18 protein-coding genes and 1 pseudogene are annotated in these 20077 nt (G+C 62.7%); 7 read left to right on the top strand and 12 right to left on the bottom strand.

Features of this window, described 5'->3' with window-relative positions:
* Nucleotides 1-455: 455 nt before the first annotated feature.
* Together IAQ70_RS04965 and IAQ70_RS04960 are read right to left on the bottom strand one after the other, a co-directional pair.
* Entirely contained in the window at nucleotides 456-1325 is an 870-nt protein-coding gene (locus IAQ70_RS04965) for a hypothetical protein (RefSeq protein WP_317983581.1), read from the bottom strand.
* Nucleotides 1306-3066, bottom strand: a complete 1761-nt coding sequence (locus IAQ70_RS04960; protein ID WP_190988208.1) for an FAD-dependent oxidoreductase — start codon at nucleotides 3064-3066, stop codon at nucleotides 1306-1308. Before IAQ70_RS04960 ends, IAQ70_RS04965 begins: the two co-directional genes overlap by 20 nt.
* 202 nt (nucleotides 3067-3268) lie before the next feature.
* On the opposite strand from IAQ70_RS04960, the gene IAQ70_RS04955 reads away from it, so the two are divergent.
* The 5 genes from IAQ70_RS04955 to IAQ70_RS04935 all read left to right on the top strand — a co-directional run bounded on the left by IAQ70_RS04955 (nucleotide 3269) and on the right by IAQ70_RS04935 (nucleotide 6979).
* Nucleotides 3269-3631: a UBP-type zinc finger domain-containing protein gene (locus tag IAQ70_RS04955; protein WP_190988207.1), complete on the top strand. Its 363-nt coding sequence runs from the start codon at nucleotides 3269-3271 to the stop codon at nucleotides 3629-3631.
* Nucleotides 3632-3762: 131 nt separating this feature from the next.
* Nucleotides 3763-4455, top strand: a complete 693-nt coding sequence (locus IAQ70_RS04950; RefSeq protein WP_190988206.1) for an MSMEG_4193 family putative phosphomutase — start codon at nucleotides 3763-3765, stop codon at nucleotides 4453-4455.
* 24 nt (nucleotides 4456-4479) lie between these two features.
* Nucleotides 4480-5034, top strand: a complete 555-nt coding sequence (locus IAQ70_RS04945; RefSeq protein WP_190988205.1) for a DUF3090 domain-containing protein — start codon at nucleotides 4480-4482, stop codon at nucleotides 5032-5034.
* Nucleotides 5034-5801 carry an SCO1664 family protein gene (locus tag IAQ70_RS04940; RefSeq protein ID WP_190988204.1) on the top strand — a complete coding sequence of 256 codons (768 nt, stop codon included), beginning with the start codon at nucleotides 5034-5036 and terminating at the stop codon, nucleotides 5799-5801. Before IAQ70_RS04945 ends, IAQ70_RS04940 begins: the two co-directional genes overlap by 1 nt.
* 143 nt (nucleotides 5802-5944) lie before the next feature.
* Nucleotides 5945-6979, top strand: coding sequence for an AAA family ATPase (locus IAQ70_RS04935; RefSeq protein ID WP_190988203.1), 1035 nt, complete (start codon nucleotides 5945-5947; stop codon nucleotides 6977-6979).
* A 225-nt stretch (nucleotides 6980-7204) separates the two neighbouring features.
* Here IAQ70_RS04935 and IAQ70_RS04930 read toward each other — a convergent pair whose 3' ends face one another.
* The 4 genes from IAQ70_RS04930 to IAQ70_RS04915 all read right to left on the bottom strand — a co-directional run bounded on the left by IAQ70_RS04930 (nucleotide 7205) and on the right by IAQ70_RS04915 (nucleotide 10634).
* Nucleotides 7205-7924 (bottom strand): endonuclease/exonuclease/phosphatase family protein, encoded by a 720-nt coding sequence (locus tag IAQ70_RS04930; RefSeq protein WP_343998353.1) that lies wholly within the window; start codon nucleotides 7922-7924, stop codon nucleotides 7205-7207.
* 132 nt (nucleotides 7925-8056) lie between these two features.
* Complete coding sequence (locus IAQ70_RS04925; RefSeq protein WP_223858918.1) at nucleotides 8057-9070, bottom strand: EcsC family protein; 1014 nt, start codon at nucleotides 9068-9070, stop codon at nucleotides 8057-8059.
* 200 nt (nucleotides 9071-9270) lie between these two features.
* Nucleotides 9271-9930, bottom strand: a complete 660-nt coding sequence (locus IAQ70_RS04920) for a DUF4352 domain-containing protein (RefSeq protein ID WP_190988201.1) — start codon at nucleotides 9928-9930, stop codon at nucleotides 9271-9273.
* Nucleotides 9931-9971: 41 nt separating this feature from the next.
* Nucleotides 9972-10634: a flagellar basal body-associated FliL family protein gene (locus tag IAQ70_RS04915; RefSeq protein ID WP_223858916.1), complete on the bottom strand. Its 663-nt coding sequence runs from the start codon at nucleotides 10632-10634 to the stop codon at nucleotides 9972-9974.
* Nucleotides 10635-10874: 240 nt separating this feature from the next.
* Between IAQ70_RS04915 and IAQ70_RS04910 the strand changes: the two genes are divergently transcribed.
* Complete coding sequence (locus IAQ70_RS04910; protein WP_223858909.1) at nucleotides 10875-12137, top strand: hypothetical protein; 1263 nt, start codon at nucleotides 10875-10877, stop codon at nucleotides 12135-12137.
* Nucleotides 12019-14079 (top strand): annotated as a pseudogene (locus IAQ70_RS04905) (type I restriction endonuclease subunit R); the annotation flags it as partial. The gene IAQ70_RS04910 and the pseudogene IAQ70_RS04905, both read left to right, overlap by 119 nt.
* Before the next feature lie 267 nt (nucleotides 14080-14346).
* On the opposite strand, the gene IAQ70_RS04900 reads toward IAQ70_RS04905, so the two are convergent.
* The 6 genes from IAQ70_RS04900 to nrdI form a co-directional block, all read right to left on the bottom strand.
* Nucleotides 14347-14871: a hypothetical protein gene (locus IAQ70_RS04900; protein ID WP_190988200.1), complete on the bottom strand. Its 525-nt coding sequence runs from the start codon at nucleotides 14869-14871 to the stop codon at nucleotides 14347-14349.
* Nucleotides 14872-14891: 20 nt separating this feature from the next.
* The gene (locus tag IAQ70_RS04895) at nucleotides 14892-15518 is read right to left on the bottom strand and encodes a helix-turn-helix transcriptional regulator (protein WP_190988199.1); all 627 of its coding nucleotides are present in this window, start codon (nucleotides 15516-15518) and stop codon (nucleotides 14892-14894) included.
* Between the two features lie 64 nt (nucleotides 15519-15582).
* Nucleotides 15583-16185 carry a hypothetical protein gene (locus IAQ70_RS04890; RefSeq protein ID WP_190988198.1) on the bottom strand — a complete coding sequence of 201 codons (603 nt, stop codon included), beginning with the start codon at nucleotides 16183-16185 and terminating at the stop codon, nucleotides 15583-15585.
* Nucleotides 16186-16309: 124 nt separating this feature from the next.
* Nucleotides 16310-17284, bottom strand: coding sequence for a class 1b ribonucleoside-diphosphate reductase subunit beta (gene nrdF, locus IAQ70_RS04885; protein WP_024368367.1), 975 nt, complete (start codon nucleotides 17282-17284; stop codon nucleotides 16310-16312).
* Between the two features lie 95 nt (nucleotides 17285-17379).
* Nucleotides 17380-19500: a class 1b ribonucleoside-diphosphate reductase subunit alpha gene (gene nrdE / locus IAQ70_RS04880; RefSeq protein ID WP_190988466.1), complete on the bottom strand. Its 2121-nt coding sequence runs from the start codon at nucleotides 19498-19500 to the stop codon at nucleotides 17380-17382.
* 53 nt (nucleotides 19501-19553) lie between these two features.
* A complete protein-coding gene (nrdI, locus tag IAQ70_RS04875) occupies nucleotides 19554-20027 on the bottom strand; it encodes a class Ib ribonucleoside-diphosphate reductase assembly flavoprotein NrdI (RefSeq protein ID WP_190988197.1) in 474 nt (157 codons plus the stop codon).
* Nucleotides 20028-20077: the final 50 nt, after the last annotated feature.

Raw genomic sequence — 20077 nt, 5'->3', positions numbered from 1 at the left:
TTGAATAGGCGTACTGAAATTTGTCTCCAACCGCATGCAGGCTCGCCGGTTCGACATGATCCGGCTCCAGGCCACCATGGAGGTCATCCGCCCCTCGCCGATCTTGTTCGGGTACCAGAAGCTGATGCCCTCCTCGGATATGGGCCACATGTACTGACGGCCGCGAGGAAGCGCGAGGTCACTGGTTCGAACGGCCAGGATTTTGGCCAGTTGCTTATAGGTCTCCTGTGCTTCACCGAAGAAGTGCCTGTCCCGGCTCCTGAATGAACCGAAGCAGGCCCCCAACATCGCTGCCCGGATGTAGCTGCCTGCCTTGTCGTTGCTCGTGGGCTGCGGAGGGACCGCCGTCGGAAATCTACCGTCGAAGCGCTGTTCCCACCGTCAGTCCCACGCGCCGCAACCTGGTAGCGGCCGACGGCGGTGCTGCCGCCCTCGCGGGGGGCTCGGAAGGCCGTTCACCCAAGTCCCTCCCGGGCTACCGGCGACCGGGATAGTGCGAGTGCCCATCCGCCGGCCACTCCAATGGCAAGTAGTACGGTTGCGAAGCCGATAGCCGGTGCGCTCGGCCATGTCAGGGCGCCGCCATACCGCAGCAGGGCAAGCGCCTGCAGAATGACGAAGGCAACGGAGGTTAGCGCCACGGGGCGGACGGTGCGGAGGTTGCCGCTCAACTGGCCCTGCGCGGCCGCCCAGCCAAGACCGACCAGCCACGCTCCTATCGCCCTCGCTGTGAGCTCGGACAGTGGCCACGGCCACCACGTCGCGGCCGGAATGGGTACTGCCAGGAGCGCCACGCCATATAACAGCAGTACCCCGGCGATTCCCGCCAGGAGCAGCCTGAGCGCAGGGGGTAGCACTGGCCGTCCCGCCGCTACGGACTTTGGGGCAGGACGCCGTGACCGGATCTGCCTCCAGCTGATGACGAGCATCGCCACGGGCACGATGGCATAGATTGCCAGCCACGCCCAGGTGGCTACTTGGGCAAGTGGGGCACTGTCTTTCGACAGGTGGAAGCGATCGAGATGAAGCAGGGTGACTCCGAAGGTCAATGTTGTGAAGACGAACACGGGCCAGACTGCCAGCCTCGCTGACTCCCAAGTCACTGAGCGGGCGCCCGTCACCTCCAGGCCGGCGGCCGCCCAGTATGCCGCCCCGAGGAAGACCGCGGTCATGGGCGGATTGACTGTCCACGCGAACCATTCCCCAGTGCGGAGCGGAAACACGAACAGCACGAGCCCGGCAAGAAACACGAGGAATGCAGCGACGTAGAGCAGCCACCGCATCGGCGGAATCAACGGCGTGACCTCAGTTGAAGCGGATGTCACCGGGCAACTCCTCGGGTGTGGCTGCACCACCAGGGGCCGGGGCAGGCAGGGGGTTCTCGGCCAGGCAGGTGTGGAGCATCGAGACCACGGTGGCGCCGTCCCCGACTGCGGTAGCCACCCTTTTGATCGAACCGGCCCGCACGTCGCCGATCGCGAAAATGCCGGGCATGCTGGTTTCCAGCGCCAATGGCACCCTGTTGGGCCTTCCGGACCCGGCGTCACTGACATCGCGGCTGGCGCCCGTGCGCAGAAAACCGGCTGGGTCACGCTCTACGGTGTCGGGCAGCCAGGAGGTACGCGGCACCGAACCGATCAGCACGAACAAGCCGCCCGCTTCGATCTCCTCGCTCGGGGTTGCGTCGGCGGCTCCGGATGCGGCGACCTCGACGGCGGTTAGGAATCCGTCCCGATCGCGGGCCCCCACGATCACGGTGCTACAGCTGATCGCAACGTTCCGGGTGGCCTCAAGTTGGGAGATGAGGTAGTCCGACATACTGGCCGACAGGGTGGGTCCGCGCACCAGCAGCGTCACCTTCTTCGCGTACTTCGCAAGGTGCAGAACCGCCTGTCCGGCCGAGTTGCCGCCACCAACCACACAGACGTGCCTCCCGGCCATCGACGGCGCTTCGGAGACTGTCGCCCCGTAGAAGACGCCTCTGCCGACCAGATCCTCCAGCTGAGGTATGCCGAGGCGACGGTAGTCCACCCCGGTGGCCACCACCACTGTGCGGCACCGCACGACACTGCCATCGGAAATCGACACAGCGAACAACGCTCCGTCCACGCCCAGCCCCATCGCCTTCCGCATGAACAGGAAGTCCGTGCCCAAAGTCCAGGCCTGCTGAAATGAGCGGTAGGCCAGGTGGGCGCCGCTCACACCGCGGGAGAAGCCAGGGTAGTTGCGGATCAACGAGCTGGTGCCAGCCTGGCCTCCCACAGCCTCTCCCTCCACCACCATGGTGGAAAGGCCCTCGGAGGAGGCATACACGGCGGTCGCGAGACCGGAGGGACCGGCTCCCACGACCACCACATCGAAGATCTTGTCCGCCGATGGCGGTCGCGTCACCCCCATCGCTTCGGCGATCTCCAGGTCGCTGGGGTTCTCGAGGACAATTGGTGATGCGGTGAACTGCAGCACCATGACCGGCAGCACGGGGTCGCGCAGGCCCAAGCTCTCCAGCGTCCGTTCCGCCGTCTCGGACCCGACCGGGTGGAAGCCTACCGGAATGTGGTTTCGGCTCAAGGAGTCGCGTAACGCGTGAGTCCGTTCGTCGCCTACCTCCCCGATCAGCCGGACCGCCTCGAACCCGACCCCCTGGGCCAGGTGCCAGTCGTCGAGGGCGTCGGTAATTGCACCATGGAATTCTTCGTCGCGCGCTCGTTCGGGACGTATGATCATCAATTCGGCGTACCCCTGCGCGATCGCCCGGAATACAGTGGGGGCGCTGGCAAAGTCACCCCATATCACCACAACACCACGTTTGGCGGCGGGGTGAAAGCCATAGGCACGCCGCAGGAAATCGAGTCCACTGCGGTCAGCCGGTCCGTAGCACCCTAGAATGAGGGCGACCGCGCGATTCCAGTGCCGGAGCCCCTCCAGCACCGCCCGCCCGTGGGCGTAGTGGGCGCACGCCACCACCTCGTAATCAGCACCGTAGCGTCGACGTAACTCATCTTCAAGAATGCGCCGAGAGGCCGGGTCTGTGGTGGCAATCAGCATGACCGGAACCGAGTGATCCATGGCCGCCGTCTTTCCGGTTCAAGGGTTCGGTGGCGCCCACGATACTCGCGCTAGGACATTGGGTACAAGGGGCGCTCGGAGGCTCTGCTGCCGCCTTCGACCCTTTTCATTCCAAGGGCGCGGAGATTCTGCCAGAATAGCTCCCGACGGCGGGCGAACGGGATGAGCTGAGCAGAACCTGAGCGATGAAAATGGAGGACCCATGGAGGACCGCCCCATTCCGGGAATCAGCCTCATCGCCACACCCAGTGGAACAGGGTGTCTGGATTGCCTCGGCGGTGACGGTCCAGGATGGTGGCTGCATCTTCGCCGCTCCGCCCAATGCGGCCACATCGGCTGCTGCGATTCATCACCCTCACAGCATGCCAGTGCCCACGCGCGGACCGTCGGTCACCCCGTCATGAGGTCCTTTGAACCTGGGGAGAACTGGTTCTACGTGCACACCACGAAGAAGTTCTTCCGCGGCCCGCGCCTTCCGGATCCCCAGTCCAGACCCTTCGAGCAGCCGGCACCTGCACCGGCAGGCAAGGTACCGGCAGACTGGCGGGAGCACTTGCACCGGTAACGCGGATGCAGACAACCAACCGTACTGACGCCGGGATTCGGTGAAGGATGAACGGCGTGCCTGGTTCCCGGCAACAGCAAATTTCCAAAGTGTGGGTAAACAGCGGTCGAGCGGATGGTTAGGCTGGGTGGATGGCGACAGTTATTCTCGTGCGGCACGGCCGCACCACAGCCAATGCCACCGGACTGCTGGCCGGTCGCGCCGCCGGTGTCAGCCTGGACCAGTTCGGGCGCGAGCAGGCGGCTTTGACCGGAGAGCGGCTCGCGGCCGTGCCCGTCGTCGGGGTGGTATCGAGCCCTCTCGAGCGTTGTCAGCAGACCGCCCAGCTCATCCTTGATCGCCAGGCTGGCACTCCGTACGCGCCGTTGGAATCCGATCTAACCGAGTGCGATTACGGCCAGTGGCAGGGCCGCACGCTCAGTGATCTCGCAACCGAAGATCTGTGGTCGGCCGTGCAATCGCAGCCGTCCGCCGTCATCTTTCCCGGCGGTGAATCCATGGCCGCGATGCAGGCTCGGTCGGTGGCAGCGATTCGACGCCACGATGCAGCCTTTGAAGCCGAGTACGGGACGCGGGCCGTGTGGGTGGCGGTGAGTCACGGTGACATCATCAAGTCAATCCTCGCCGACGCGCTCGGCATGCACCTCGACCTGTTCCAGCGTATTAACGTGGGCCCTGCCTCCGTATCGATCGTGCACTACGGCGCTGGTCGGCCGGGCGTCTACGCGACAAACACCGACGCGGGGGATCTGTCATGGCTGTCGAACGGCCTCAACTCTGGCGACGCGCCGGTGGGCGGCGGTGCAGGGCAGGGGGCGCCATGAAGCTCATATGCCTAAAATGCTCATATGCCTACACGTGTTCATGAGTTTGCTTGGCCTGATCGGGTCGTCGTTGGCACCATTGGCCTTCCGGGGGCGCGCACGTTCTACCTGCAGGTGCGCGCAGGGACGCAGATCGTAAGTATCGCCATGGAGAAGCAGCAGTCGGCTCTGCTCGCCGATAAAATCGACGAAATTCTCGACCAACTCCTCACCGTCGAGGGCAACCCCCACAGCGTTCCCACCAGTACCCCCATTGAATTGGTTGACAATGACCAGCTGGAGGCCGTTCAGGAGCAGTTTCGGACCGGCGCCATGAGTTTAGGTTGGGACCCGGCGACGGCGCAGGTGGTGATAGAGGCCTACCCGATCACCGATGTCGACCCTGATAGCAACGACGAGTCGCTTGACGAGGACGACGCTGACGTGCCCGAAATGCTGCTGGTGCGGATGCCGGTCGGCACCGCCCGCGCATTCGCCAAGCGCACTCGTGAGATCGTGGGCGCCGGGCGTCCCGCATGCCCGCTCTGCGGTTACCCCGTAGACGCTGACGGGCACGTCTGCACCCTGCCCGAGGTCTGATGCCGGCGCCCGACCTGCTGACTGCCGAGCTGACGCTTACCGGCCGCATCACGACGGCGTCGAACGCCACCTTCCTGGGCAGCATCGGGGACACGAAAGTCGTCTACAAGCCGATAGCCGGGGAGAAACCGCTGTGGGATTTTCCCGACGGCTTCCTTGCCCACCGGGAGGTTGCCGCGTACCTGGTTTCGGAGGTCCTCGGCTGGAATGTGGTGCCACGCACCTGGCTGCGCGATGGTCCGTTCGGCGAAGGGATGGTGCAGCTGTGGCAGGAGACAGACCCCGACCAGAACGCGGTGGACCTCGTTGCGTCGGACGACGTACCGGAGATCCGCTGGAAACACGTCCTAGAGGGTCAGGATGAGAATGGACGGATGGTCGCCCTCATACACGAGGACTCTCCGGCGCTCAGACGCATGGCGGTGTTCGACGTCGTCGTGAACAACGCCGACCGTAAAGGCGATCACATCCTTGCCATCACGGACGGACACCGGCACGGCGTGGACCACGGGCTCACCTTTCACCGTGACCACAAGCTGCGCACGGTGCTGTGGGGGTGGCTGGGAGACGCTCTGACCCTCGAGGAACTTGCGGGCATCGATCGTGTCAGCGAAGGACTGGACGGTGAGCTGGGCCGAGACCTGGCGGACCTGCTCACCGCCGAAGAAATTGCGTCGGTCGCCGCGCGCTGCGCCCGGTTGAGCTTTGCGCGTCGGTTCCCGGCTCCGAGCGGTGAGATGCCGGCGGTGCCCTGGCCGCTGTTCTAAGGGAAACACGGTTACGGGCATCGCAGGCTGTGTCACGTTGATGGCATGAATCTTGAGGTAGCGGCGGAGCCCATCGTGCTTGATTCCGGAGCTGGTGAGGCCAACCCCATCCCCGGTCGGGAATCCAGTACTACAGTGGATGCATGGCTGCCAGCCGCAATCCGCTCGACGACCTGCGCGAAACGATCGGCCGCCTTGCCGATCAGCTCAAGCTGCCCGGTGCGGAGCGCGTCGACGACTTGGTCGGCGATCTCGTGGGTCCTAGGCCGGGGCCGGCCCGGCCGCTGTCCGAGGTGCAGGCCGAGCTCGACGCGCTGGTTGGACTGGAGACGGTGAAGGAACAGGTGCGGGCCCTCGTCGCACTGCTCCAGGTCCAGGCGCGCCGTAAGGCGCACGGCCTGCCGGAGGTGGCCACATCACAGCATCTGGTGTTCCTCGGAAACCCGGGCACGGGCAAGACCACCGTGGCACGGCTCCTGGCCGAGATGTACCGCGCGGTCGGTTTGCTGCAGAAAGGCCATCTGGTCGAGGTCGACCGTTCGGGCCTGGTTGGGCAGTACGTCGGCACCACCGCCATCAAGACGGACCGGGTGATCCGGCGTGCGCTGGACGGCGTCCTGTTCATCGATGAGGCCTACGCGCTGGCCCCGGAGGACGGCCGGATGGACTTCGGCCCCGAGGCGATCGAGGTCCTGCTCAAGCGGATGGAGGACCACCGCCATCGCCTTGTCGTGATCGTGGCCGGGTACCCGCGGCTGATGGAGTCCTTCTTGCTCTCGAACCCCGGACTGCGCTCCCGGTTCGCCCGCGAGATCACGTTCCCCGACTACTCCGTCGACGCACTACAGACGATCTTCCACCGAATGCTGGCCCAGCACGAGTACAGGCTGGAGCCGGGTGCGGACCAGGTGCTTCGCCGCATCTTCACCGGGCTCCACGCGGGCGAGGACTCCGGCAACGCACGTTTCGCTCGCACGCTGTTCGAGCAGGCGCTCAACCGTCAGGCGCTGCGGCTGTCGCTCGACGAGGAACAAAGTCTCGACGCGCTCGATCGTGAGGCCGTCATGACGCTCACGGCGGACGACATCGTCGAGGCCGCGCTGGCCTTGGGCGAGGAGCCGGAGCCGGAACCGACGCCGGAACCGGAGCGGCCACGCTGGTGGCGCTGGCTGGTTTGACCGGGTCCGCGGCGGCTGTCAGGCGAATGCCCGTCCAGCCCCCCCGGGCGGGAAAAGCACAACATTCCACTGTCATGCAACCGGGGGGACAGGCAGGACTGCAGCTCTGGCAGGAGTCGGGCCCCGACCAGAACGCGGTGGACCTCGTCGCCGAAAACGAATTAGCGGGTATCGGTTGGCAAATCATCCTCCAGGGTCAGGACGAGAAGGGGCGGATGGCAGCACTCATGCATGAGGACTTTCCAGAGCGGGGGCCGCATAAACGGAGGCACGTTGTAAAGGTTCAATGTCCAAAATCAGGGGCATGTGGTCGCTGAACTGCAGCCAGTCCTCGTGCCGGCCGATCTCGAGGGTCGCTGATGCGCCGCGGAGGAAGGCGTAGTCAATATGGTGTCCGAAGTGCAGCTTCTTGGTGTGATAGTAGGTTTTGGTAATTTCGACGCCGTGAGCGATGCCTTCAGTCCGATGGTGAACGCTTCGGAGTCCGAGTCCGTGAAGTTTGTCGACCAACAGGGAATGGTTTCGTCCCGGGTGTTCCCTGTCCCAGATGGTGTTGCTGTTGAAATCGCCGATAAGCAGAGAAGGTGCCGACGACAGGAAGTCAGCGTGCCGATCGACAACCTCGTGAGTGACCCGGACATATTTCAGGTCTTTGTCGCGGACGTGGGCCCATAGCGCGACGATATTCACGCCGTCCACAGTGAACGGAATATGCCAGGGCAGGAGACGTCCCGCGTCATGGAGTACGTAGGAGCGGTCGGTGAAACCTATGACGCCGAGGCCTTTGTGAGGGTTGGAACCGATCCAGGCATTGAACGGAGCATCCGTTTCAGCGATATGTTTCTGCGAAACCTCCGGCAAGACCGCGACATCGGGCTGAAGAGCCTCCACCAGCCAGCGCTTTTTGGCATAACCCATGGCACAGTTCCAGGAGACTATTCGCATGCCCATACGCTACTTGGTTCTCGCAACTCAATAACTCGTTCTAGCGCAAAACCACTGCTTCCTCTGGCCTTTTCCTGCACTTGAACTGCGACCACTTCCGTTACACATGCAAATCGGAACAGCTGCCCTTGCCTAACGAGCCTCGGCTACGGGCTCGTTGTCTGAATCGCTTGCGAGCGCGGCCGGCAACGGCAACCCATACTTCTCGCACAGGAACCGGGTTTGGCAGTACCGCTGCGCGTCGGCGGCTACATTGCCGAGGACTGCGGAGTTCATGCCGGCACCGATGAGGATGCCCACGAACGGCACCACCTTTGCAACGTTCTGAACCGGAACCCTAGAGCCAGCCGGACCAAGGTGCTGCAGTAACTTCTCGAGGGCGGCCAGCAGACGGTGGTCGGCGCGGAGTTTGTCTGACCATCGAACACGTCCTTTGATAGCTTCGGCGGCACGGGCGACGTCACGCAGCGGCTCGACCTTGGCTGCTTGCGCCATGAATGATCGGCGTACCAAGCGTTGGATGAAGATCTGCTCATCGGGGTCTTTAGCGTCGTAGCCGTAGGAGTACGCGATGCGCGACGCAATCGATGTGCTCAGGACTTGGATGACGAGAATGTCGGCTGTCATAGCGGCAGGAATACCGGCCACAGGAACCATAGCCAGCGCACCCATTGCCCCACCTTCCAGCGCGCCAGCAGTCCGCCAAGTGAGGGTGTTGAATCTCAGCAGTCGGTCGCAGACCTTAAGGTCGTGCTCCCGCAGTTCCGTGAAACTGTTGAGGTCGAGACCTCGCTTGCGGGCCAGCTTCTCAACGCCCTCAGGGTCGTTAAGTTCCATAGCCCAGTCGTTGACCAGCTCGAGAAGCGCTGCCGCGCCTTCGAGCGCTGGTCGCACGGCTGCGGTGGCGACAGCGTCGCCGGCACGGCGAATGGGCTCCTTGACCCCGTCTGGCACAGCTGCCGTAACTCTGCTCATGGCCTTGCCCGTTACATCGCTGGTGCGCTCGAGCGCGCCGCTCGCCCAGTTCGGCAGACCACGGCGGTTGTTACGCCTCTGCCAGTGCTCGTTGAGCTTGTCCCACACTTGCCCCTCGTACGCACTCATCGGCAGTGCGGCATCTACGAACGGGTCGGTGTATGTGCTCAATGGGATTCTCCGTTTCGACTGTGATTGCTGGATCTATGTTGCTATAAAAGCTGGGACGTATGGGTGAGGGCGCAGCGGGTCGTAGCTGCGCATTATTAAAAGGTGTTATTCAGGTGTGGGAGCACGGAGCGTAAATCGCGCCGCAGGGGGAAGGACAGGGTGTCGGCTAAACCGAAGGTCTCCTTCCCCCAAGGTCACGCCTAGCCCGGAATCTGGATCCGCGCCGCTTCCTGCAGCAACGGATCGGAGATGATCACCGTGGCCGCCCCGGGAGCCACGTCGAAGGCGATGAACCCACGGGACTTGTCCCCCGGCAGTACATCGCCGGAGCCCAGCTGGTTGTCGGCAAACATGTTCAGGTCAGCCTTCCGGCCGCCGGCGTCCTTGGCCGAGAAGTAGAGCGGGTTCGAGCTCGTCTTTCCGGACTCGGTCTCCCACAGCACGTCCAGGAGCAGGTAAGTCCCGTTCTTCGGCGGCGTTGCAAAGGCAGTGGTGGTCACTGCGTCCGTGCGGACAGCGGAAACAATGGTGATCCTAGCGACATCGCCGTTCTTCATCTTCACCGCGAAGGGTGTCCCCACCGCGGGTGCCGCCGGAGCCGCCGGTGCTGGAGCGGCCGACGGCGGTGCTGCCGCCGGCTGCGCGGCTGCCTCAGCAGGAGCCGCGGAGGCAGCGGCAGAGGCGATGGGACTGGAATCCGCCACAGGCTTGCCGCCGCTGGAGCACGAACCCATGACGATGCCGAGCAGCAGGACGCCGGCAGGAATCACAAAACGCTTCTTCTTGTAAAACGGGCGGCGCTTGGCCGGGGCCTGAGCAAACGGCGCGGACGGGACTGAATCAAAGTTCTGGTGTGACATGGTGGTGCCTTTCGAGAGTGTGGTGTGGTGTGACTGCGGAGTTACTGCTTTTCCCATTTGCCGCAGCGGGTTGAATTGAAGTCCTGGCCCGGGGAGAGCGTGACCACAGGGCGGCCACCACCAGGGATGTCGTTTTCGATGATGTCGCCGCCGTTGCTGCCGCTGCGGTAGATCCCCCAGTAGCACGTGGATCCCACGGCTGCGGCGGCACGGTACGTCCCGGGTTCGATGTCGGAGCCCACGGTCCACGTGCCGTCGCCCACCGTGTTGGCAGCCTTCGCCTTCTCGGCCCCGGTCACGGCCTCTTCGCGGGCTTTCACGGCAGCCTCGGCTGCTTTGACCGCGGCGTCTGCCTTCCCAACCTCGGTTTCCCTGGTGGAGACCTTGGCTTCACGGGAGGCAATGCCGTTCTGGAGGGTGTCGTACTTGCCCTTCACAGACGCGTAACTGCTCAGAGCTGCGTCACGCTCAACTTCGACCGTTTCCTTCTCACCAGCCAGAGCGGTGTAGGCCTCACTCGCCTTCGGGTCGGGAAGTACCGTGCCGAAGGCGATACCGCCACCAAGAAGGACGACGGCGGCCGTCGCCACAAGGATGCGCTTCTTCCGGCTGCGTTTCGGTGCGGCAGCTTCCGGCTGGGCCTGGAGCTCCGAAGGTTCCGCCGTGTCCGGCAGCGGTGTGCCGGCGTCGTCCGTGTTCAACATGTTCTCTTCCTCTGTTCGTGGATCACAGCTGAACGGTGGCGGGATGCTGATCCCCCAATGTGCGGTCTCCCGCCACCGTCGCAGCTCCGGAAGATTCCTTCTTGGCTGCAGAACGAACCTACGGTCATCGACCGATGCAACGGCCTTGGGTCACTGATAACCCGGGTTATCAGTGCAAAGCGAGGAATGTCGCTTCGGACCAATAGGCTGGTGGGACCATCACGACTGAAGGGGGCAGCCTTGGAGACTTCAACACAGACCTTGCGCATGACGCTCTCCGATGTCGCCTCGCTGGCCCAGGTTCAGCGGCCGGTTGTGTCCATGTGGCGCAAGCGCAGCAGCGGAGGTCCGCTTCCGTTCCCGACGGCTGCGGAGCGAATCAACGGCATCGAGATGTTCGACGCCGATCACGTCACCGCCTGGCTCCAGGCCACTGGCCGCGGCAACAACCCGGAGGCGCGGAACGACGTCGCGGTCTTCGCGAAACTTACTGCACCAGCAGCCGCAGCCCACTGGGACAGCCGTCAGACGTTCGACGGCCTGACCTCGCTCCTCGCCCTAAAAGTCATCACCGGGGAGGCTCTGGCACAGAAAACCGCCGCGGAACTCCTGGACGCCGCCGATGAAGCCGACCCGGACGATGTGTTCCTCTACAGCGAGCTTGAAGCCCTCGGCTCCGCGCTGACCGGGCTGGCAAGCTTCGCCGACAGGCTGGCGGACAGCGCCTTCAGTGCGCCGGCCGCGTTCGAAAAGCTGCTTGCCCACCGATTCAAGGACGGGCTGCGCGAGCAGTCAGACACGGCGCTGACAGAGGCCGCGCTGACGCTTATGGGGGCGGCCGCGATGGAGCTGGCCTCCACGCTGGACGGCAGGACCGTCATCGTCGACTCGACGCCGGGCGGGAGCGACGTCATGGTCGGCATCGTGGAACGGTTCGGCGAGTCGCGTCCCATCACGCTCCTGACCGCAGACCACCACGGGAGCGCCTCCCGGCAGGCGCGCCGGCGGCTGGCCGTACATGGCGCGGACAACGAGCCGGTGAAGGTGGACGCCAAGGGAGCATTCGCAGTCAGCGGTCCCGCGGTTCACGTGGCGCAATACCCGGCCCCGGGCGACCCGTCCCCGAACACCAGCGGCATCCTGCTGGGCATCGAGAACATCGTGCTGCAAATGGACGACGCCCAGCGGGCGGTGGTCATCGCTTCCGCCCGCGTCGTGTGCGACGCCCTCGACGGAGACGACGGCAACCTCCGCTCGGACCTCCTGCGGTCCGGCAGGGTCCGCGCCATCATCCGGCTGCAGCCGGGCCTGCTACGCGCCAAGCCGCGCGAACCCCAGGCGTTGTGGGTGCTCGGGCCGTCCTTTGCAGAGGTGCCCATCGCCGACCGGTGGACCATGGTGGCCGACCACGCTGCAGAAGTTCGGCCGCAGCAAGTCGGAGAAGGACGCCGGCGCCGACCACCCGCTGCTGTCCGACCGGCGCAACATAATTGTCGTGGTTGATGAGGCCCACCGGTCCCATTACGACGACCTGGACGGCTATGCCCGGCACCTGCGTGACGCGCTGCCGCACGCGACCCTGATCGCATTCACTGGCACACCGATATCCTTCGACGACCGCAACACCCAAGACGTCTTCGGGGACTACATCGATATCTATGACCTCTCGCGGGCGGTAGAAGATGGTGCCACGGTGCCGGTGTACTTCGAGCCGCGGCTGATCAAAGTAGGACTGGCCTCAGACGTCACGGAGGAGATTCTTGACCAGGCCGCGGACGAGGCCACGGTTGGTCTGGATGACACCGAACGCGCACGCCTTGAGGCGAGTGTCGCCGTCGTCAATGCCGTTTATGGTGCCCCGCAGAGGATCGCCGCGCTCGCCGAGGACCTGGCGGCGCACTGGGAGAACCGGCGCGAGCGGATGGCCAAGTTCATCGAGGCGCCCGGCAAGGCGATGATTGTCGGCGGAACGCGGGAGATCTGCGCGAAACTGTATTCCGCCATTGTGGAGCTGCGGCCCGACTGGCATTCAGACGACCTATCCAAGGGCAAGATCAAGGTGGTGTACTCGGGCGACGCGACGGATTCACCGCCGGTGTCCGACCATGTGCGCCGCGATTCGTTGAACGCCCAGGTGAAGGAGCGGCTCAAGAATGTGGACGACGAGCTGGAACTCGTGATCGTCAAGGACATGATGCTCACCGGCTACGACTCCCCGCCGCTGCATACGCTGTATCTGGACCGGCCGCTCAAGGGCGCGCTGCTGATGCAGACATTGGCACGAGTGAACCGCACGTTCCGCGGCAAGCAGGACGGGCTTCTGGTGGCGTACGCGCCGCTGGCGGAGAACCTGGCGAAGGCGCTGGGCGAGTACACGCAGTCGGACCGGGCGAACAAGCCGGTGGGCAAGAACATCGACGAAGCCGTCGGACTGACGGTTTCCCTCGTGGAATCCCTGCGTTCCTTGCTGGCTGGTTACGACTGGAAGGCTGTGCTGATGAAGGGCGGCCCGAAGGCGTTCCTCAACGCAGTCACGGGCGCAGTCAGTTACCTCCGCAATCCCGGTACGCCCGGCAACCAGCCGGCAGACGGGGAGGAGTCGGTTGCTTCTCAGTACCGCAGGTTCTCCAGCCAGTTGTCGCGTGCTTGGGCGCTGTGCTCCGGTTCGGATACGTTGGCGGAGCTGCGGCCGGAGATCCAGGTATACGAGGAAATCCGTGTCTGGATGGCGAAGTACGACGCTGCCGACCGACAGGCCAGCGGTGAACCGGTTCCTGAGGAGATCCAGCGGCTACTGGGTCAGCTCATTGCCAACGCCACGTCGTCGGGCGAGGTGCTGGATATCTACGACGCGGCGGGCATGCCGAAGCCGTCCCTGGATGACCTGACGCCCGAGTTCATCGCCAAGACGCAGAGGGCACGGAATCCGCAACTGGCTATTGAAGCGTTGCGGAAGCTCATTGCGGATGAGTCGGCCGCGTCCACGCGCAACAACGTGATCCGGCAGAGGGCGTTCTCAGAGCGGATTACCGAGCTGATGAAGAAGTACACTAACCAGCAGCTGACGTCAGCTGAAGTCATCGCTGAGCTGGTCGAGCTGGCGCGCGACGTTGCCGCTGAAGGTAACCGTGGAGCGCACTTCACTCCCCCACTGAACTCGGACGAACTCGCGTTTTACGATGCTGTGGCTTCTAACGAATCGGCGGTTGAGGTCCAGGGAGAGGGGAAGCTGGCTGAGATCGCGCGGCAGCTTGTGAACGTCATGCGGCGCGACGTGCGGACCGACTGGACCGTGCGCGACGATGTCCGGGCTAAGCTCCGGTCTTCCATCAAACGGCTGCTGGTCCTCAACGGATATCCGCCGGACAAGCAGCCGGAGGCGATCAAGCTCGTCATGGAGCAGATGGAGTCCATGGCGCCGCGGTTTGCCGAGGCACGGGCGTAGCCCGCAATGTCCCTAGGCAAGTACAACCTCGAGAGAACGCTGTGAGCCCCACGATCTCAAAGGAAGACATTTGACCCCTGGCCTGTCATCACAGAGCGATGCCTCAACGGCGAATGGACTGGCACGGGTCCATTGGGAGTGGAGCTGCGTCGAGGGCTAAACATCGAGCGACGTTCAGCCGACCCCGTTATCCTGGTCTTGCGGCCCCGGCTGCACAGCAACAGCCCAGGTTGGGCATTTCCCCAGCCTGGGCTAGGGCTTCAACAGCTAGTTAACGTTGACGGGTTCTTCCGCAGAAACTGTGGACTCTGACGTTGCATCCGCGAACGGCCACTCGTCTCGTTTCATGTAACCAAGAACCACAGGCGGCAGACCGAGTGCGGAAGTTAGTTGAGTAAAGAACTGACGGATGTAGGGGTAAGCAATGAAGTAGACATTGGTCTCAATCCAAGCCGAAACTGTCGCGGCGCTGACGTCAAGCTCCCCAATAACACTGAAGGCCACAATGTGGTTTGCCCGGATAATTGTCGCGTTGTCCTCGCCCTGGCCAGCAAAGCAGCTCAGTACGTGTTCCAGCCGAACCAACAGGACATTTGCTTCGGGATCGTAGGCGAACCCGGGTTCGCCACGAACTAGCTTCACTGTCATGTCAGCGGCAGCGCTTTGGACCGGCCCGGCATGGACTTCATCCAGACGGACCTGTACCGGCTCGGTCGCAGCTACGAGGGCAGCTACTTCAGAGGGATTTACGGCAGCGTCCTCCGGCTCAGCGTGGATCCGCAGCAAGGTCACAATATCTCCGATTCAATTTGCTAGACATGGGCGGCCGCCCCCACAAGGTCGTAAACAGCTGTTACGACCTTCTGGGCACGGCCGCCCGCGCTAACGCGGACGGCTGGCAAAACGGTCTGAAACTTCGGCTGAACCGTCGGCAACTTCATCACGGCTTGATGCCATTGCACGGACGTGTGATCAGGATTGCGCATCAGGCAATTCTCAATCTGCGTCATCAGCTCGAGACTTGGAAGATCCTCTTCCAAGTCAAGTTCGCGAGCAGACTTGAGCCACGAGGCGATCTCCGTCCACGCCCATATCTTCATAGACCCGGCACCAATGTAATCAAATGGCACTGGAAAATCCTTGGCCGCGGTCCACTTTCGCGCCCCTTCCCGGCTGACGCCGGCGCGTTGAGCAATGTCAGTTACACCGACCAAGTCGCGATGTACACCAACAATTTTAAGACCGTCCAACTGCTTCTCTAGGCGGCGGGCAACATCGATAACCTCGGCGACCGCATCCCTGCGCTCAACGAAGGCGGTCACCGTGACCATGCCATCCACCGTTTCCCAAAACGTGTCGGAAAATTGTTCGGCCAAGACGTTTTCAGTAGCTTCAGACTCTAGATCAATACCGGATACGCGCAGGGTTATTTCAATCATTTTCACTCCCCAAGATGTATAGCTGTTTCTAACTATCCCACAGCAGTTGGCAACTGCCAACCAACTATGGGCCATCTTTAGGTACAGAGCCGTAACGATTCGCCCACACCCTAAGGGCGACACGCTGGCTCTTCAGCTCGTCCAGCCAAATACCCAGCCGCTCGACTGTTGCATCCTTTGACGGCAGCTCCCTGAGCGTAAGCTCGGCTGTTCGAAGTTGGGAACCTGCGACACCTAGCAGATCTGAGGGGATGGCATCGGCGCCCTCGGCCCCCAAAAGCTCACCAACCAGGTCCTGTGCATTGTCGAGGTCTTGGTTGGCCTCATCGAACGCCGCCTCCGCATCGGCAAGCTGCTCGGAGGCAAGCTCCAAGATTTCCAGCATCGACTGTTGGGCATCGTTCCTCTCGAGAAGAGCTTTGGCCGCCCTAAGAAGCTTGGCAGCTTCCTCCAGTGCAGTCTCTACCCGCCCAAGAGGGTCCCTGAAGTCACGATGTTCACACCGCCCGACCCTTTTACGGGATGTACGGGCCACGCCTTCCGAACCCTTCCCGGTTGAGAAGACCCGAATTTTGTGGTTGGGATCAGCACTGGGGCAAATCAAGGTCAAACCGCCGTGACTGGTGGCTTTCTCACTGGACCACCCGAAGCGCCGGGCCAGGTCCAAGGTCTTCTGCCACTCCTTATTCTGATGGGTCCAAACGGACTCCGCCACTCCGCCCCCTCCGGTGGACCAACAATTTTTTGATTCTCAATCTCAATCTTGGCTCATGCAGTGACGAGTAAAAGTCCTAGAAGTCCCAGTCGTCGTCTTCCGTGTTAACGGCCTTGCCGATCACGTAAGACGAACCTGACCCGGAGAAGAAGTCGTGGTTCTCGTCAGCATTCGGGGACAATGCCGAGAGGATGGCCGGGTTCACGTCGGTGACGGAGGCCGGGAACATGGCCTCGTAGCCCAGGTTCATCAGGGCCTTGTTGGCGTTGTAGTGCAGGAACTTCTTGACGTCCTCGGCCAGGCCGACGGAGTCGTAGAGGTCGTGGGTGTACTGGACTTCGTTTTCGTAGAGCTCGAAGAGCAACTCGAACGTGTAGTCCTTGATCTCCTGCTTGCGCTCCTCGGAGAGGCCTTCCAGGCCCTTCTGGAACTTGTAGCCGATGTAGTAGCCGTGCACGGCCTCATCGCGGATGATCAGGCGGATCAGGTCAGCCGTGTTTGTCAGCTTGGCGCGTGAGGACCAGTACATGGGCAGGTAGAAGCCTGAGTAGAACAGGAAGGACTCCAGCAGGGTGGAGGCCACCTTGCGCTTCAGGGGATCGTCGCCCTGGTAGTAGTCCATGACGATCTGGGCCTTCTTCTGAAGGTTCACGTTCTCGGTGGACCAGCGGAAGGCCTCGTCGATCTCCTTGGTGGAGGCCAGCGTGGAGAAAATCGAGGAGTAGCTCTTCGCGTGCACCGACTCCATGAACGCGATGTTCGTGTAGACGGCTTCCTCATGCGGGGTGATCGCGTCCGGAATCAGGGAAACTGCGCCGACGGTGCCCTGGATGGTGTCCAACAGGGTCAGGCCCGTGAACACGCGCATGGTGAGCTGCTGCTCGTCCGGGGTCAGCGTGGCCCACGACTGCACGTCGTTGGACAGCGGGATCTTCTCCGGCAGCCAGAAGTTGTTGACGAGGCGGTTCCAGACATCCACGTCCTTGTCGTCCTGGATGCGGTTCCAGTTGATCGCCTCGACGTGGCTAAGCAGCTTGACCTTTTCGGTCATGTCATCCCCTAAAAATGTTGGGTTTGTTCTTTGAAGTTAAGCGTACGACGGCGGGCGGCCGCCCGCCGTCGTACTGTCACCGATTTAGTTGAACATTAAAGCATGCAGCTGACGCAGCCGTCCACCTCCGTCCCTTCCAGCGCGAGCTGGCGGAGACGGATGTAGTAGATGGTCTTGATGCCCTTCTTCCAGGCATAGATCTGGGCCTTGTTGATGTCGCGCGTGGTGGCGGTGTCCTTGAAGAACAGCGTCAGGGACAGGCCCTGGTCCACGTGCTGGGTGGCGGCGGCGTAGGTGTCGATGACCTTCTCGTAGCCGATCTCGTACGCGTCCTGGTAGTACTCCAGGTTGTCGTTGGTGAGGTACGGCGCCGGGTAGTACACGCGGCCCAGCTTGCCTTCCTTGCGGATCTCAATCTTGGACGCCACCGGGTGGATCGAGGAGGTGGAGTTGTTGATGTAGGAGATCGAGCCGGTCGGCGGCACAGCCTGCAGGTTCTGGTTGTAGATGCCGTGCTTCATGACCGAGGCCTTCAGCTCGCGCCAGTCCTCCTGCGTGGGGATGTGGATGTTCTTGAACAGCTCCGCAACCTTTTCGGTCTGCGGCACCCACTCCTGCTCCGTGTACTTGTCGAAGAACTCGCCCGAAGCGTACTTGGACTTCTCGAAGCCGCCGAAGGTCTGCCCGGTCTGGATGGACAGCAGGTTCGAGGCCCGGATGGCGTGGTAGACCACCGAGTAGAAGTAGATGTTGGTGAAGTCCAGGCCCTCTTCGGAACCATAGTGGACCCGCTCGCGGGCCAGGTAGCCGTGCAGGTTCATCTGGCCGAGGCCAATGGCGTGGCTCTGGTCATTGCCGCGGGCGATGGACGGAACCGACGTGATGTTGGACATGTCCGACACTGCCGAGAGGGACCGGATGGCCGTCTCGATGGTCAGGCCGAAGTCCGGGCTGTCCATGGCCTTGGCGATGTTCAGCGAACCCAGGTTGCAGGAGATGTCCTTGCCGGTCTGGTCGTAGGACAGGTCATCGTGGTACGTGGTGGGCTGCGAAACCTGGAGGATCTCCGAGCACAGGTTGGACATGATGATCTTGCCGTCAATCGGGTTCTCCCGGTTCACGGTGTCCTCGAACATGATGTACGGGTAGCCCGATTCGAACTGGATCTCGGCGAGCGTCTGGAAGAACTCACGCGCTTTGATCTTGGTCTTCTTGATCCGGGAATCGTCCACCATCTCGTAGTACTTCTCGGTGACCGAGACGTCGGAGAACGGCATGCCGTAGACCTTTTCGACGTCGTACGGGGAGAACAGGTACATGTCCTCGTCCTTCTTGGCCAGCTCGAACGTGATGTCCGGGATGACAACGCCCAGCGAGAGGGTCTTGATGCGGATCTTCTCATCCGCGTTCTCGCGCTTGGTGTCCAGGAAGCGGTAGATGTCCGGGTGGTGCGCATGCAGGTACACCGCACCGGCGCCTTGGCGGGCACCAAGCTGGTTGGCGTAGGAGAAGCTGTCCTCGAGGAGCTTCATCACGGGGATGACGCCGGAGGACTGGTTCTCGATCTGCTTGATCGGGGCGCCAACTTCGCGGATGTTGGTCAGCGCGAACGCGACACCGCCGCCGCGCTTGGAGAGCTGCAGGGCCGAGTTGATGGACCGGCCGATCGACTCCATGTTGTCTTCGATGCGCAGCAGGAAGCAGGAGACCAGCTCGCCGCGCTGCTTCTTGCCGGCGTTCAGGAACGTGGGGGTGGCCGGCTGGAAGCGGCCTTCGATGATCTCGTCCACCATCTGCAGCGCGAGCTTCTCGTCGCCGCGGGCCAGGTGCAGGGCCACCATGCAGACGCGGTCCTCGTAGCGCTCCAGGAAGCGCTTGCCGTCAAATGTCTTCAGCGTGTAGGACGTGTAGAACTTGAACGCGCCCAGGAAGGTCTCGAAGCGGAACTTCTTCTTGTAGGCGCGGTTGAACAGCTCACGGATGAAGTTCATCGTGTACTGGTCGAGCGTTTCGCGCTCGTAGTAGTCGTTCTTGACCAGGTACTCGAGCTTCTCTTCCAGGTCATGGAAAAAGACGGTGTTGTTGTTCACGTGCTGCAGGAAGTACTGGTGGGCGGCCTCGCGGTCCGCCCCGAACTGGATCTCGCCGTTCGGGCCGTACAGGTTCAGCATGGCGTTGAGCTCGTGATAGCCCAGCCCCTTGTAGGCGGCCGGCATCTCGGGCTTCTCGACGGCGGCACCCGCGCGGGTGCCCTGGCCTTCGGCCCTGGTTACTTCTGTGTCTGCGACAGTCGTGTCCAAAACGTGTCCAATCCATTGTTTACGCGGGCAACGTCTTCTGGCGTGCCCATAAGTTCAAATCTGTATAGCCGGGGTACGTGGCATTTCGCCGCGATGATGTCCGCGGCCATGCAGTAGTTGTCCCCAAAGTTTGTGTTGCCTGCACCGATGACCCCGCGGACCAGTTGCCTGTTCTGCGGGTTGTTCAGGAAGCGGATGACCTGCTTGGGCACTGAGCCCTCTCCCCCGGTGCCGCCGTAAGTAGGAACCACCAGCACGTACGGCTGTGCAGCAAGAAGGGGCGCGTCCTTTGCCTGGAGCGGGATCCGCGCCGCGTCGATGCCCAGCTTCATGACGAAGCGCCTGGTGTTCTCGGAGGTGGAGGAAAAATAGATGAGCCGGCTCTGGGTGGTGACAGGCGGCAACGGGGCCGTCTGGGCCCTGGCCTCTGCCAGTGCTGCCACGGGAGTCACCTCATGTGTGGGTTCGAAAATTGCCGGCTGGCGGGAAGTGG

The organism is Pseudarthrobacter sulfonivorans (assembly GCF_014712225.1).
In the GTDB taxonomy this organism is placed as follows: Bacteria; Actinomycetota; Actinomycetes; order Actinomycetales; family Micrococcaceae; genus Arthrobacter; species Arthrobacter sulfonivorans.
This window is presented reverse-complemented; position numbering and strand designations above follow the sequence as displayed.